General features: G+C 52.4%; 12 protein-coding genes and 1 tRNA gene. 4 read left to right on the top strand and 9 right to left on the bottom strand.

What is annotated here, in order from left to right; genetic code table 11:
- Positions 1-14 precede the first annotated feature (14 nt).
- The 3 genes from ACJHWT_RS00525 to ebgR form a co-directional block, all read right to left on the bottom strand.
- Positions 15-464, bottom strand: a complete 450-nt coding sequence (locus ACJHWT_RS00525) for a beta-galactosidase subunit beta (RefSeq protein WP_001219954.1) — start codon at positions 462-464, stop codon at positions 15-17.
- Complete coding sequence (ebgA, locus tag ACJHWT_RS00520) at positions 461-3,553, bottom strand: beta-galactosidase subunit alpha (protein WP_410232304.1); 3,093 nt, start codon at positions 3,551-3,553, stop codon at positions 461-463. The genes ACJHWT_RS00525 and ebgA overlap by 4 nt, the downstream gene beginning before the upstream one ends.
- Before the next feature lie 183 nt (positions 3,554-3,736).
- Complete coding sequence (gene ebgR / locus ACJHWT_RS00515) at positions 3,737-4,720, bottom strand: transcriptional regulator EbgR (RefSeq protein ID WP_000212433.1); 984 nt, start codon at positions 4,718-4,720, stop codon at positions 3,737-3,739.
- 218 nt (positions 4,721-4,938) lie between these two features.
- Here ebgR and ACJHWT_RS00510 point away from each other — a divergent pair, with 218 nt between their 5' ends.
- Positions 4,939-5,271 carry a tRNA-binding protein gene (locus tag ACJHWT_RS00510; RefSeq protein ID WP_000450588.1) on the top strand — a complete coding sequence of 111 codons (333 nt, stop codon included), beginning with the start codon at positions 4,939-4,941 and terminating at the stop codon, positions 5,269-5,271.
- Between the two features lie 41 nt (positions 5,272-5,312).
- Here the strand turns inward: ACJHWT_RS00510 and ygjG are convergent, their stop codons facing one another.
- A complete protein-coding gene (gene ygjG / locus ACJHWT_RS00505) occupies positions 5,313-6,692 on the bottom strand; it encodes a putrescine aminotransferase (RefSeq protein ID WP_032140334.1) in 1,380 nt (459 codons plus the stop codon).
- Positions 6,693-7,109: 417 nt separating this feature from the next.
- On the opposite strand from ygjG, the gene aer reads away from it, so the two are divergent.
- Positions 7,110-8,630 carry an aerotaxis sensor receptor Aer gene (gene aer / locus ACJHWT_RS00500; RefSeq protein ID WP_000094688.1) on the top strand — a complete coding sequence of 507 codons (1,521 nt, stop codon included), beginning with the start codon at positions 7,110-7,112 and terminating at the stop codon, positions 8,628-8,630.
- Between the two features lie 103 nt (positions 8,631-8,733).
- Here the strand turns inward: aer and nfeR are convergent, their stop codons facing one another.
- Positions 8,734-9,357 (bottom strand): DNA-binding transcriptional regulator NfeR, encoded by a 624-nt coding sequence (nfeR, locus tag ACJHWT_RS00495; RefSeq protein ID WP_000018005.1) that lies wholly within the window; start codon positions 9,355-9,357, stop codon positions 8,734-8,736.
- Positions 9,358-9,645: 288 nt separating this feature from the next.
- On the opposite strand from nfeR, the gene nfeF reads away from it, so the two are divergent.
- Complete coding sequence (gene nfeF, locus ACJHWT_RS00490; protein ID WP_001066494.1) at positions 9,646-10,410, top strand: NADPH-dependent ferric chelate reductase NfeF; 765 nt, start codon at positions 9,646-9,648, stop codon at positions 10,408-10,410.
- Positions 10,411-10,463: 53 nt separating this feature from the next.
- On the opposite strand, the gene ACJHWT_RS00485 is transcribed toward nfeF, so the two are convergent.
- A tRNA-Ile gene (locus tag ACJHWT_RS00485) sits at positions 10,464-10,539 on the bottom strand.
- Between the two features lie 124 nt (positions 10,540-10,663).
- On the opposite strand from ACJHWT_RS00485, the gene mug reads away from it, so the two are divergent.
- Complete coding sequence (mug, locus tag ACJHWT_RS00480) at positions 10,664-11,170, top strand: G/U mismatch-specific DNA glycosylase (protein WP_000228937.1); 507 nt, start codon at positions 10,664-10,666, stop codon at positions 11,168-11,170.
- A gap of 77 nt (positions 11,171-11,247) precedes the next feature.
- Here mug and rpoD read toward each other — a convergent pair whose 3' ends face one another.
- From rpoD to rpsU, 3 genes are all read right to left on the bottom strand, one after another.
- A complete protein-coding gene (rpoD, locus tag ACJHWT_RS00475; protein WP_000437371.1) occupies positions 11,248-13,089 on the bottom strand; it encodes an RNA polymerase sigma factor RpoD in 1,842 nt (613 codons plus the stop codon).
- Positions 13,090-13,283: 194 nt separating this feature from the next.
- The gene (gene dnaG, locus ACJHWT_RS00470) at positions 13,284-15,029 is read right to left on the bottom strand and encodes a DNA primase (RefSeq protein WP_000918822.1); all 1,746 of its coding nucleotides are present in this window, start codon (positions 15,027-15,029) and stop codon (positions 13,284-13,286) included.
- Positions 15,030-15,139: 110 nt separating this feature from the next.
- A complete protein-coding gene (gene rpsU, locus ACJHWT_RS00465) occupies positions 15,140-15,355 on the bottom strand; it encodes a 30S ribosomal protein S21 (protein ID WP_001144069.1) in 216 nt (71 codons plus the stop codon).
- Between the last annotated feature and the right edge of the window lie 214 nt (positions 15,356-15,569).

Here is a 15,569-nt window from a genome sequence, read left to right as displayed (position 1 = left end):
TGCCGCCGTAGTTGTTATTTGTTATGGAAATAACCATCTTCGATGGTGACTTTGAGAACCACTTTTTTGACCGCGTTATTGCAGATAAACCGATACGCTTCATGGATATCGCAAATAACGATTTGCCCTTCGTGGACCTCTACGGTTTCTCCGCAGCCTTTTAAATATTCACGGTCAGTTTCATCACGATAATATTCCACTACCTGTAATGTCTCTTTCGGCGCATATTCAATTTTTTGCTGCCCTTGCAGGTAGTAATGCACTTCAAAATAGCGTCGATGCCCGGTAAATAGCGCATCGGTCGCGGAGTCCGTCTCCACGCGGTAAGTCAATGAGTCACCGATGGAGTGGGCGACGCCAGGCTGAATGTTGTCGATATTTTCAATCGCTTCAACGCATCGTTGCCACTTCTTGCCAGAGGCGTAAATCTGGCGGAACTGTTCTAAGTTATCGATGATCCTCATTGCTTATTCTCGCTGTGCAAATTCGTGGAAAAGAACCCTGCGCCGAACTCATACGACGCCAGGCTTTGCGCGGTAGCTTCTCCGCCAGAAACCGGCAGCAACGTAAAGCCGTAGCTGAAGTCACGGAACCAGACGCGCCAGGAGTCCAGCACCTCGCTGCCCCAGGAGTTGGAGCCGAGGCCAAGCAGCTGGTGGTCGAGATTCAGAGTGATGTCATCACTGCGCTGAAGCTCGTTACAGTGCTGGGCAGCGTGGATGTTTTCCTGGGTGTAGTGCCAGGCACTGAAGTTAATTGGGCGCTGCGGAACCACCAGCAGACCATTGCCGTGGCGGTTAGTCAGTGCCGTCCAGCGGACATGCTGACGGTTGCCGTTGTTCTGTGGGAAGGGATAGTTCTCGAACATGGCATCGACGGTGCTGCGCCAGATATCGATGATGTTAGCCTGCTGGCTGTCGGCGTAGTTTTCGCCCGGTCCACGACCGTAATACGCCACCTGGTCGTATTCGCCGTTAATCCCCATGGTGAAACCGATGCACGGAATGATGTGCGGATAGTCGCCGTAACGCTCGCCGGAAAGCGCCACGTTAACCTGGCCATCGGCAGCGATGCGCCAGATGTAGGTGCAGCGCATCCCGAAGTCAAACACCGGTGGGGCAATAACCGTGCGGCTGATGATCAACACTTCACCATCGCTCTGTTCCACGGCAAAGTCGCGCAGATGTTCCTGCATGATCTGCAAATGATTCGGTTGCCACAGCCCTTCGTACTCCTGTTTGTGGTTGTCGATCATCGGCTTGAAGAAGTTGATCTTTGGCTCGCGGGTCAGCAACGACTCGCCATTTACCTGCCAGGATGTCGGTTTGCCACTCATTTTTGAGAAGGTGATCGCGAAGTTGTAGCCGCGAACGGTGCAGCTCAAACGATCGTCTTCCAGCGTCAGCGGACGCGCATTATTTGGTGCGAAAGGCACTGCCTGCGCGGTGTTTTCCTTCAGCGGGAACTGATAAGTGGCGATAGAATGCCCGGCTTCGCTGTAGCGGGTGCGGGAATCTTTGGTCACCGTAATGTTGAGGAACGCTTCGCGGGCGTCCAGCTGCGGCAGCGTGATCTGCAAGGGGGCTTCGCTGTTCGGCGCAACGTCGCGCAGTTTAATCTGCTGCGTCGCGAGTGTTTCACCTTCGGCGCGCACCTCTGCGTGCAGGGTGTAGTCATCAAGCGTGGTAAACCACAGTTTATTTTCGACTTTCAACTCGCCGCGAGTCAGATCCAGCGCGTGGATTTTTACCGGCGCAATAACCTGTTTGTACTCTTTCAGTCCTGGTCCCGGCGTCTGATCGGAATAGATCAAACCATCAAGACAGAAGTTATAGTTGTTGGGATAGTCGCCGTAGTCGCCGCCGAATTTATACCAGACGTTGCCATTGTCATCCTGCGCCTGGATCCCGTGGTCGCACCATTCCCAGACATAATGTCCCTGAATGCAATCGTGCTTGTAGAAGACGTTCTGGTACTCCGTCAGCCCACCTGGTCCGTTCCCCATCGCATGAGCATATTCACAGATGATGCGCGGCTTCGGATGCGGGTATTCACCAAACTCATTCATCAGCGGCACGCGGGTGTACATGGTGGAAATAATATCGACCACTTCAGCATCGCGATCTTCTTCGTAATGCACCAGTCGCGTGTCATCCAGCACCTTCGCCGCATGGTACATCGCGCGGATGTTACAGCCATAGCCGGATTCATTGCCCAGCGACCAGATGATGATCGACGGATGGTTTTTCTGCGCGTGAATATGGCGAACAATGCGCTCGACGTAGACTTTTTCCCACTGCGGATCGTCGGTAATACGACTGATATCGCCGACGTTAGCAAAGCCGTGCGATTCGACGTCGGTTTCCGCCATCACAAACAGGCCGTAGATATCACACAGTTCGTAAAAACGCGGATCGTTCGGGTAGTGAGCGGTACGCACGGAATTGATGTTGTGCTGTTTCATCAACTGGAGATCTTTCTCGACGCGATCCATCCCAACGGCGCGGCCTTTGCGATGATCGTTGTCGTGACGGTTGACGCCGTGCAGCATCACATAACGGTTATTGATCCAGAACAGACCGTCGCGCACTTTGATATCACGGAAGCCAACGCGTTGTGGCACCACTTCCAGAACGTTGCCGTCGGCGTCTTTCAGCGTCATGACCAAATGGTAAAGATAAGGGGATTCTGCTGACCATTGCTGGGGCTGTTCGACAGTAAAAGCAAAGCTGGCGCTGGTCAGTTTTTCAATTGCCAAATGATCAATGGCGCTGCTGTGCACCACGAGTTCCCCATCAAACAGGGTATATTCCAGCGTCGTTACGACAGGGGAGGCGGCGAGATTTTCCAGCACCACTTCGCAGGAAAGCGTGGCATCGCAATAGGCTTCGTCAAAGTCGGTGCGCACGGTGAAATCGTTAATATGCGTGAGTTGTTTTCCGATCAGATAAACATCGCGGAAAATCCCCGCCGACCACCACATATCCTGGTCTTCCACGTAGGTAGAGTCCGCCCACTGCATCACGCGCACACACAACAGGTTGTCGCCGGTTTTAACCATCGCGCTGATGTCAAACTCTGCGGTCAGGCGACTGCCCTTGCTGAAACCCACATACTGACCGTTAACGTAGACTTCAAAATAGGTTTCGACGCCGTCAAATTTAATCAGCGTCTGTTTACCCTGCCAGCCGTCGCTGAGGGTGAAAATACGTTGATAGGCACCGGTTGGGTTATCGCTGGGGACAAACGGCACATCGATAGGGAACGGAAAACCTTCGTCGGTATATTGCAGTTTGCCGTGACCTTCCATTTGCCACATGGCGGGGACGGTAATATGCCCCCAGTCAGCCATTAACTCAGAGGTGAAGGCTTCTGGCACTTGCAGCGGATGGTCAAAAAAGTGGAAATTCCACTGACCGCTTAAGGGCAGAAACAGGCTGCTCGTTTCGCGGGCAAAGGTACGCGCCTGCGCAACAGAATCATATGAAAAAAAGTACGCACGCGGCGCAAGTCGGTTTTCGTGGGTGAGCTGAATTTTTTCCCAGCGATTCATAGGGCCTCCCGGTAGAGAGAAATCGGAACCATTTATGGTGATGGTAGTTTGTGTAATTGCTGGGGAGTTTAGTAAAATTTTTACTAAAAAGTAGCAGGTAAATGCATTTACTTTAACTGGATCACGAAAATAAACGGCAGCACTGTCCGGCAAAAACGATTGCCGGACAGTGTGTAAGGGGATTTAACGGGTCGTGCCGCGCAGTTTTAATTTGCTGGGAACGAAGATCAACAGCGGCAGCGCGCGACCATCGCGGGCTTTTTCATACACCAGGTTAACGCCCTGACTTCCCATCATCTCGGAATGGATGCGCACGGTGGAGAGCGGCGGAAAGGTAAATCGCGCGGTGGGGATATCGTTAACGCTGATGAGCGAAATATCCTGTGGGATGTTCAGGCCACGTTCATGAATTGCCCGCAGTACGCCGATAGCAATGGAATCGGAAGCAACAAACAGTGCCTTCGGATAGTCTTCCCGCGCCAGCATCTGTTTTGCCAGTTCATAGCCCGATGAACTGGAAAAACCGCCGCGCCAGATATCCTCTTCGCGTACCACGTGTTTCAGTCGGCCATATTCCACAAAGGCGACCTCACGAATATCCGCCTTGCCAGGCAAGTCTTCACCGCCAATAAAACCAATACGATTAACGCCCTGATCGATATAGAAATCGATGATTTCTTTACTGATACGTGCCAGATCGATATCCACCGCATCGTAACCGCTGCCGGGTTCGTGAAAGTCGATAAAGCAGATATTGTCGGTCAACGCACAGGCGGCGGCGCGCAGGGCGGGCGTGGGTTTGCCGACAATTAAAATACCGGTGACGTTTTTAATGTCTGGTAAGCCGTTGTGTTCATAACAGTTGGTCAGTTCGATCGCCAGCTTTTCGCACTGAGTTTCAATGCCGTGGCGGATCGCCAGATAGTAAGGATCGTTGATCTCCAGCTCCTGTTGGTAGCTGTAGATAGCCAAAATATGGTGTTGGTTGACTGCGCCTGTCTGGAGTTTACGGGCGCTACTGGTCTTGTACTCCAGCTTTTCGGCGATCTCGAGAATGCGATGTTTCGTCTCTTCTTTCACATTCAATGTCGGATCGTCATTCAAGACCCTGGATACTGTCGCCAGGGATACGCCAGCTTCGATTGCGATGTCTTTTAGTGTTGCCATGTTTACCTTTTTTACTTTCCCTGATGTGCGCCCCCATTGTAGAGGAAGTGCTTATCGGGTCACCTGTTTTCAGTAAATAAAGCGCGTTTCTTTGACGCTGTAACGGTAACACAGCGGCTCACGAATGTGATCACGCCTGCATTCTCCAGTTTTAGCCTACAGGATTGAGAAAAACTTTTGCTATAATTTAGTAAAATTTTACCCGAAGGGAGGAAACAATGGAAACCGTGGCTTACGCTGATTTTGCACGTCTGGAAATGCGTGTCGGAAAGATTGTGGAAGTGAAACGCCATGAAAACGCCGACAAGCTGTACATCGTACAGGTTGATGTGGGTGAAAAAACGCTGCAAACCGTGACCAGTCTGGTGCCGTACTACAGCGAAGAAGAGCTGATGGGGAAAACGGTGGTGGTCTTATGCAATCTGCAAAAAGCGAAAATGCGCGGTGAAACGTCGGAATGCATGCTGTTGTGTGCGGAAACCGATGACGGCAGTGAAAGCGTGCTGTTAACGCCGGAGCGGATGATGCCTGCGGGCGTACGTATTGTATAAAAAGATCGGATGGCGACGTCGAATCGCCATCCGATTTGATACTACGCTTCTTCGACACTGACTCGCATGGCCGCCAGCGCCTTACGTGCCGCTTTGATCACCTGTTCACACTGTTCAATGGTCAGTGTCAGTGGCGGTTCAATGCGGATCGTTTTGGCGTTATTGAGCGTTCCGGCCACCAGGACGCGCTGGCGGAACATCTCGCTGGCAAAGTTATAGCCGATTTCGTTATCAACAAACTCAATCGCCATCAACATCCCTTTGCCACGCGCTTCCTGTACCAGATCGGGATATTCCCGCGCCAGTTGACGGAAACCGTCCAGCAACATATCGCCTTTTTGTTCAGCCTGAGCCGGTAAGTTCTGCTCCAGCAACACATTGATGGTCGCCAGCGCCGCCGCACAGGCCAGCGGGTTGCCGCCAAAGGTGGTGGTATGCAGGAACGGGTTGTCGAACAGCACGGAGAACACCTCTTCAGTGGCGATGGTTGCGCCAATCGGCATCACGCCGCCGCCGAGGGCTTTTGCCAGACACAGGATGTCCGGCTGTACGTTCTCATGCTCGCAGGCGAACATCTTGCCCGTGCGCCCCATACCGGTTTGCACTTCATCGAGGATCATCAGTGCGCCGAACTCATCGCACAGCTTACGCACGGCGGTGAGATAGCCCGGCGGCGGCAGAATGACGCCACCTTCGCCCTGAATCGGTTCGAGGATCACTGCAGCCACATCATCACCGGTTTTTTTGCACTCGCTAAGGGCCGTGCGCATGGCTTCGATATTGCCAAACGGTACATGACGGAACCCTGGCAGCAGCGGCATAAATGGTTTGCGGAAGGTCGATTTCGCCGTGGCCGACAGCGCGCCAAGTGATTTACCGTGGAACGCGCCGCTGGTGGCAATAAAAGTAAACTTGCCGCGCGGTGACTGATAAGCCTTCGCCAGCTTCAGCGCTGCTTCAACGGACTCGGTGCCGCTATTACAGAAGAAGCTGTATTTCAGTTTACCGGGCGTTAGCGCCGCAAGGGTTTTCGCCAGAATCGCCCGTAACGGATCGAGCAGCTCCTGGCTGTGCAGCGGTTGTTTCGCAAGTTGATTCTGTACGGCGGAAACCACAACTGGATTACGGTGCCCCACGTTGAAAATTCCAAAACCTCCAAGGCAGTCGATAAACTCCTGTCCCTGGGTGTCGACAAGCGTATTTAAACCTCCCGCTTGCCACTCTACGGCTCCGTAATCCCCGCCGGCGGTAACAGATTTGCGATACTCTAAAAACCCCGGATTGACATGCTCTTTGAAGTATTCAATCACCTCCCGGTTAAGTGCTTTCATCTCCTCATGATCTAGTGTTCGCTTTTCAATGAGATTCAGGGCGTGGGCGCTGCACGCTAAAGCCGATGCGCTCGAAGGTAACCTGTTCAAAATATGCTCCGGAGGCTCGCGTATCACATGATACCGATTTAAGTATTGCAGGGATTGCGCCACACCGGCTGCGATCGCGAAAATCGGGATAAACACAAATGCGGTTATCATTTGTGCAATATTTAATGCTATTTGTTAACATCTGTTGTTATTTTGCACGGTTTTTGTCGGGTATGGATTTGGCGATTGCTGCGCAAATGCACACTTTCAGGGCAACAACTGCCTGATTTTTGGGCAAGATAATTAACGTTTTCGTATAGTAACAGAGTGAAAGTATTTTAAATCAAGGGATTAGATTTATGCTTTAATCGCAAATTGCGATCTAAATCAAATTAATCAGTTAAAGATAACCGCAGCGGGGCCGACATAAACTCTGACAAGAAGTTAACAACCATATAACCTGCACAGGACGCGAACATGTCTTCTCATCCGTATGTCACCCAGCAAAATACCCCGCTGGCGGACGACACCACTCTGATGTCCACTACCGATCTGCAAAGCTATATCACTCATGCTAATGACACTTTTGTGCAGGTGAGCGGCTTTACCTTGCAAGAGTTACAGGGGCAGCCGCACAACATGGTGCGTCACCCGGATATGCCAAAAGCGGCGTTTGCAGATATGTGGTTCACCCTGAAAAAAGGGGAGCCCTGGAGCGGCATCGTGAAAAATCGCCGCAAAAATGGCGACCATTATTGGGTGCGGGCCAATGCGGTACCGATGGTGCGCGAGGGAAAAATCAGTGGCTATATGTCGATTCGTACCCGGGCGACGGATGAAGAGATCGCGGCGGTGGAGCCGCTGTACAAAGCGTTGAACGCCGGACGTACCAGTAAGCGTATTCATAAAGGCCTGGTGGTGCGTAAAGGCTGGCTGGGTAAACTGCCTTCATTACCGCTTCGCTGGCGGGCGCGTGGAGTGATGACCCTGATGTTTATCTTGCTGGCGGCCATGCTTTGGTTTGTTGCTGCCCCGGTGGTGACGTATATCCTCTGTGCGTTAGTGGTATTGTTGGCAAGCGCTTGTTTTGAATGGCAGATTGTCCGCCCGATAGAAAATGTCGCCTGTCAGGCACTGAAGGTGGCGACCGGAGAGCGTAATAGTGTTGAGCATCTGAAGCGCAGCGATGAGCTGGGGCTGACATTACGCGCGGTAGGGCAGCTTGGCCTGATGTGCCGTTGGCTAATTAACGATGTCTCAAGCCAGGTTTCCAGCGTCAGAAATGGCAGTGAGACGCTGGCGAAAGGCACCGATGAACTGAACGAACATACCCAGCAGACAGTTGATAACGTTCAGCAAACGGTGGCGACCATGAACCAGATGGCGGCGTCGGTGAAACAGAACTCTGCCACGGCGTCGGCTGCTGATAAACTTTCTATCACCGCCAGTAATGCGGCAGTGCAGGGCGGGGAGGCGATGACTACGGTGATCAAGACAATGGACGATATTGCCGACAGTACCCAGCGCATTGGCACCATTACTTCGCTGATTAACGATATTGCGTTTCAGACCAATATTCTGGCCCTGAATGCGGCGGTGGAAGCGGCGCGTGCCGGCGAACAGGGCAAAGGTTTTGCAGTGGTGGCGGGGGAAGTGCGTCATTTAGCCAGCCGCAGCGCCAATGCTGCCAACGATATTCGCAAGCTGATTGATGCCAGTGCTGATAAGGTGCAATCCGGTTCGCAGCAGGTACACGCCGCCGGACGGACGATGGAAGATATTGTGGCACAGGTAAAAAACGTCACCCAGTTGATAGCTCAGATTAGCCATTCAACGCTGGAACAGGCCGATGGGCTTTCCAGCCTGACCCGTGCAGTGGATGAGCTTAACCTGATCACCCAGAAAAACGCCGAGTTAGTGGAAGAGAGTGCGCAGGTGTCGGCGATGGTGAAACACCGCGCCAGCCGACTGGAAGACGCGGTGACGGTGCTGCATTAATCGATATGCCGCATCCGGCGGTTGGCGCACAATGCCTGATGCGATGCTGGCGCATCTTATCAGGCCTACGGGGGTAGGGCACGCCACATCCGGCAATCGGTGATTAATCCAGTTGCGTAATATCAAAAGCGGCGCGGTCGATCACCGCAATGATCTTTTTTATTTGTGCATCAGTGATATCGCTCTGGTTGACGCGTAAATCCAGTACCGCTTTAAAATTATCCAGCGCCCGCTTCATTTGCGGGTTCTGGCGCAGCGCAGCGCCAACGCAACGCGCTTTGATGCGTTCTTCAATCATCTCTACCTGTTCGCGGTTTTCTTCCAGCCACTGCGCGCCTTGTTCGGTCAGCGCAATCTGCTTCTTACCACCTTCCTCTTCGCGAATGGTAATCAGCGACTGCTCCTGCAGAAAATCCAGCGTTGGGTAGATGACGCCCGGGCTTGGGGTGTAATTCCCCTGGGTCAGATTTTCAATCGCTTTAATCAACTCGTAACCGTGGCTGTCATCGCGCGAGAGAATATCCAGAATCACCAGACGCAATTCACCGTGACCAAAGAAACGTTGTCGACGACCGCCGCCGCGACCGTGGCGACCACCGCAGCATTGACCGTGTTCATGCTGGTGACCGTGTCCGCAGTGCTCGTGTTCTGACTTCTCACCTTTGCAGCAGCCCTCATGGCGTGGCTGGCCTTCATGTTTACAACACCCTTCGTGATGATGGCTCATATCAGCCTCCTTTTGTTTAATTAGATATATCTAATTTATATCTGATATGAGCATTACTGCAAGTACAATAATGATTTTTAAACGTGGACTCATCTCACACGTAGGCCGGATAAGGCGTTCACGCCGCATCCGGCGTTGAGTAATGATGCCTGAGAAGAGGCGGTTCGTCTTATCAGACTATAGACATATCAGTTCTACAAATCGCTTGCATTTATCATGATTAACAATCATTATCATTTGCGAAATTTTATTTAGATATATCTGATTACCATCATGAAGGCGATAACAATGAATAACACCCCCCGCTACCCACAGCGCGTTCGCAATGATCTGCGCTTCCGTGAACTGACTGTGCTACGCGTTGAGCGTATCAGCGCCGGTTTTCAGCGCATTGTCCTTGGCGGCGAGGCGCTGGACGGTTTTACATCGCGCGGCTTTGACGATCACAGCAAACTCTTCTTTCCTCAACCTGACGCTCACTTTGTGCCGCCAACGGTAACGGAGGAGGGCATCGTCTGGCCGGAAGGACCACGCCCACCGTCGCGTGACTATACGCCGCTGTATGACGAACTACGCCATGAACTGGCGATCGATTTCTTTATTCACGACGGTGGGGTCGCCAGCGGCTGGGCGATGCAGGCGCAACCGGGCGATAAACTCACGGTGGCAGGTCCGCGCGGTTCGCTGGTGGTGCCAGAGGATTACGCGTATCAGCTGTATGTCTGCGATGAATCCGGAATGCCCGCACTGCGCCGCCGCCTGGAAACGTTGAGCAAACTTGCCGTTAAACCGCAAGTTAGTGCGCTGGTTAGCGTGCGGGATAACGCCTGTCAGGATTATCTCGCGCACCTTGATGGTTTTAATATCGAATGGCTGGCGCATGATGAGCAGGCGGTAGATGCGCGTCTGGCGCAGATGCAAATCCCTGCCGATGATTACTTCATCTGGATAACCGGCGAAGGCAAAGTCGTTAAGAATTTAAGCCGCCGCTTTGAAGCGGAACAGTATGACCCACAGCGGGTACGTGCAGCGGCTTACTGGCACGCAAAGTAACTGATATATAAAAAGAAAAAGGCTGACGATTTCTCGTCAGCCTTTGCTATATCTGGTGGCCCCTGCTGGACTTGAACCAGCGACCAAGCGATTATGAGTCGCCTGCTCTAACCACTGAGCTAAGGGGCCATGGTAGCGGATTATAAAGTAACTCCGTGTCGCAATCCAGCCATTACCGCGCGCCTGCTGTTTTTATAAACAATGTATTTTCAATCCGTTATACTTTTCCTGGTGATGTTAGAAAGGAGTAAATATGGTTGAGGATATTTTGGCTCCAGGGTTACGGGTCGTGTTTTGCGGTATCAACCCTGGGCTTTCATCCGCCGGGACTGGTTTTCCCTTTGCTCATCCGGCAAATCGCTTCTGGAAGGTGATATATCAGGCCGGGTTTACCGACCGTCAGTTGAAGCCGCAGGAGGCACAGCATCTGCTGGATTATCGTTGTGGCGTCACCAAACTGGTAGACCGTCCAACGGTGCAAGCCAATGAAGTTTCAAAGCAGGAGCTACACGCAGGCGGGCGTAAGCTGATTGAAAAAATTGAAGATTATCAGCCGCAGGCGTTGGCGATTCTGGGCAAACAAGCATATGAACAGGGATTCAGCCAGCGCGGTGCACAGTGGGGGAAACAAACTCTCACCATTGGTTCGACGCAGATTTGGGTGCTGCCAAATCCCAGCGGTTTAAGTCGCGTTTCACTGGAGAAACTGGTTGAAGCGTATCGCGAGCTGGACCAGGCACTGGTGGTGCGTGGGCGATAAAAACGCCACCGAAAAGGTGGCGTTTGTGCGGAGGGACTAGTGCCGGGTGCGGCGTAACACCTGATCCGGCCTACCGATTAATCGTCCAGGAAGCTACGCAGCACTTCAGAACGGCTCGGGTGACGCAGTTTGCGCAGCGCCTTCGCTTCGATCTGACGGATACGTTCGCGGGTAACGTCGAACTGTTTACCCACTTCTTCCAGCGTGTGGTCGGTGTTCATATCGATACCGAAACGCATACGCAGAACTTTCGCTTCACGCGCGGTCAGGCCAGCCAGCACGTCGTGCGTTGCCGCACGCAGGCTTTCGGTGGTCGCAGAATCCAGCGGCAGCTCGAGGGTGGTATCCTCGATGAAATCCCCCAGATGCGAATCTTCATCATCACCGATCGGCGTTTCCATGGAGATTGGCTCTTTGGCGATCTTCAGCACTTTGCGGATCTTGTCTTCCGGCATCAGCATACGTTCAGCCAGTTCTTCCGGCGTTGGTTCACGGCCCATCTCTTGCAGCATCTGGCGAGAAATACGGTTGAGTTTGTTGATAGTCTCAATCATATGCACCGGAATACGGATGGTGCGCGCCTGATCCGCGATAGAACGGGTGATCGCCTGACGGATCCACCAGGTTGCGTAGGTGGAGAACTTGTAACCACGGCGGTATTCGAATTTATCAACCGCTTTCATCAGGCCGATGTTACCTTCCTGAATCAGGTCAAGGAACTGCAAGCCACGGTTGGTGTATTTCTTGGCGATAGAAATAACCAGACGTAAGTTCGCTTCAACCATCTCTTTCTTCGCACGGCGGGCTTTTGCTTCACCGATGGACATACGACGGTTGATATCTTTAACCTGCTCGATGGTCAGGCCTGTTTCTTCTTCAATCTGCTGCAGTTTCTGCAGGGCGCGATGCACTTCTTCAGAGACATCGTGCAGTTTTTCCGACCACGGCTTGTTCATTGCAATTGCCGCGTTGAACCAGGTATCGCTGGTTTCGTTGCCGGTAAACAGGGTAATGAAGTTTTTCTTCGGCATTTTGCACTGCTCAACGCAGAGCTTCATGATCAGACGTTCTTGCGTACGAACGCGGTCCATCATGACGCGCATGCTGTTGACCAGGTAGTCAAACTGCTTCGGCACCAGGCGGAACTGTTTGAATACTTCAGACAGTTTCAGGATCTCTTCCTGAGCGGCAGCGTGACTGCGACCTTTCGCTTTGATGGTGTCACGCGTTACAACGTACTGAGCGCGCAGTTCCGCAAATTTTTCACGAGCCAGTTCCGGGTCGATGCTGTTGTCATCATCGGCGCTGTCGTCATCGCCATCTTCTTCGTCTTCATCTTCGTCATCGTCCAGATCTTCCTGGGAAAGCTCAGAACCGACGTGAGTGGCGGTAGGTGCCAGATCTTCTTCTGCGTTCGGGTCAACAAAGCCGGTGATCAGATCGGACAGACGCGCTTCTTCTGCTTCAACACGATCGTACTGTTCCAGCAGATAGGTGATCGCTTCCGGATATTCAGCAACGGAGCATTGAACCTGGTTGATCCCGTCTTCAATACGCTTAGCGATGTCAATTTCGCCTTCGCGGGTCAACAGTTCAACGGTGCCCATTTCACGCATGTACATGCGTACCGGGTCAGTCGTGCGCCCGATTTCAGATTCCACGCTGGAAAGCACCTGCGCGGCGGCTTCGGCAGCATCTTCGTCCGCGGTGTTTTCAGCCAGCATCAGATCATCGGCATCCGGTGCTTCTTCCATCACCTGAATGCCCATGTCGTTGATCATTTGGATGATGTCTTCGATCTGATCTGAATCGACGATATCTTCCGGCAGATGGTCATTGACCTCGGCATAGGTCAGATAGCCTTGCTCCTTACCACGGGTGACAAGAAGTTTCAGCTGTGACTGCGGGTTTTGCTCCATAAGACGGTATCCACACTTATTTCATGAGGTTGGTGTTGGGCGATTGACCCGATGTCCTTCAGCCGTTAACGCTGAAATCCAACGGTTGTTTACCGCCAACGATAATTACGAGGGCGTACTTATATATTTGCCGCTGCCTCTCAGTGCGGCTGTCGGGGGCTTCCCGATCGCTCTTCGGCACTTAAGCCGTTAAATCACTTTTTCGCCAGCTCCTGGTTTAATGTCCAGAGCTCCAGGCGTTCTTCGTTGCTTAAACCATGCGTGCGCTCACGAGCGATTAACTCTTCCTGGCGCAGTTCAAGCAGCGAATCAAACATATGGTTGAGTGAGTCGGTGAAGGTTTGCTCAGCAATATTCTTATCTGCTATATCGTCCCACATCGACAGTTTTTCAAGGGTGGCAGCATTATTTGTACCACGATAGTGCTCTAAAAGTTGCCCGGTGGTCAGACCTGGCTGAGAGAGACAAGTGTTGACCAGTTCTCTGAATAAGCCAAGTCCAGGGAGCTTATTTTCATCCAGATTCTCAAGCGGCGGGACCAACGTCGCTAATTCTGGATTTTGCACCAGCAACCCTATAAGTATACGCATGGTCGTGCGTTTTAGCTGCGGAACAGGGCGAGAAACGCCGCTCTCTGCCGCTTTTGGGATTAATCGTTCAAGCTGGCTGTCATCAAGTATGCCTAATTTGTTGCCTAATTCCTGACGAAGATATATTCGCAGCGTTTCGCCCGGCACTTGCGATATCAATGGCAGTGCCAGCGTACTCAAACGTGCGCGCCCGTCAGGGGTACTCAGATCAACTTGCGGCATCAGACTGTTAAACAGAAATGCGGAGAGTGGCATCGCCTGCTCCATCCGCGCTTCAAACGCTTCTTTACCTTCTTTTCGTACCAGCGTGTCAGGGTCTTCGCCATCAGGCAAAAACATAAAGCGTAGCTGACGACCGTCTGTCATGTAAGGCAGCGCCGTTTCCAGCGCTCGCCAGGCGGCATCGCGGCCTGCACGGTCGCCGTCATAACAGCAAATGACATTGTTGGTCGCGCGGAACAACAGTTGTATGTGATCGGCGGTGGTTGATGTACCTAACGACGCAACGGCGTAATTAATGCCGTATTGCGCCAGCGCCACCACGTCCATATAGCCTTCGACCACAAGCAGACGATTGGGTTCAGCGTTATCCTGCTGCGCTTCATAAAGACCGTAAAGCTGGCGGCCTTTATGGAAAATGTCCGTTTCCGGCGAGTTCAGGTATTTGGGGGTATCGTTGCCCAGCACGCGTCCGCCAAAACCAATCACCCGACCGCGTTTATCACGAATGGGGAACATCACCCGCTCGCGGAAACGGTCGTAACTGCGCCCCTGATCGTTAGTGACCAACATGCCCGCATCAATCAATGACTGGCGATTTTCTGGATTGCCGCCAAACCGCTTCAGGACGTTGTCCCAGCCAGGGGGGGCAAAACCAATCGCAAAGCGGGCGATAACCTCGTGGCTTAATCCGCGTTTTTCCAGATACTGGCGCGCAGACGTGGCAACAGGTTGCTGTAAAGATTGTTGGTAAAACGTATTCAGACCGTCCATCAACTGATAAAGCGTTTGTCGTTGATGGCGCTCGATCTGGCTGGGGCCGCTACCTGCTTCAAATGGCACTTCAAGATTGTGCATTGCCGCCAGCTCTTCGACCGTTTCGACGAACTCAAGCTTGTCGTAGTTCATCAGGAAGTCGATCGCGTTGCCGTGCGCGCCACATCCAAAGCAGTGGTAAAACTGTTTCTCACCGTTAACGGTGAATGACGGGGTTTTCTCGTTGTGGAATGGACAACACGCGTGGAAATTCTTGCCCTGCTTTTTCAGCTTCACACGGGCATCGATCAGATCGACGATGTCAGTGCGTGCCAGCAGATCATTAATGAATACGCGTGGGATTCGTCCAGCCATAGGCCCCGATTTTTAGCAATTCATAAACGAAAATAAGCCGCGCATTCCTTTCGGAAGCACGGCCTTACAACTACAACTCGGTCTGATCGGAGAGCAACGCTCTCGGGGAATTAGTACAGACGAGTGCGGCGTGCGTTTTCGCGAGCCAGTTTCTTCGCGTGACGTTTCACTGCAGAAGCTTTAGCGCGCTTACGTTCGGTAGTCGGTTTTTCATAGAACTCACGACGACGAACTTCCGCCAGAACACCTGCTTTTTCGCAGGAACGCTTGAAGCGACGCAGAGCTACGTCGAACGGCTCGTTTTCACGTACTTTAATTACCGGCATGTGCCTCTCACCTTTGATTAATTCGGTTTGCCGCTGGCATCAACGCCAGCTTATTTCAAAATGGTGCGGAATTTTACTGCAATTGCTGCTGCTTTGTAAAGCACCGCGGCCTTTTTTGAAAGGGACTTTTATAAGGGTGAGGAGTATACACGAGGCTTTCTCCAGGGGCGAACAAAGTTTTACATCAACCCGCATTGGTCCTACACTGCGCGGT

This window comes from Escherichia sp. WS338 (assembly GCF_046486405.1).
Lineage (GTDB): Bacteria > Pseudomonadota > Gammaproteobacteria > Enterobacterales > Enterobacteriaceae > Escherichia > Escherichia coli.
This window is presented reverse-complemented; position numbering and strand designations above follow the sequence as displayed.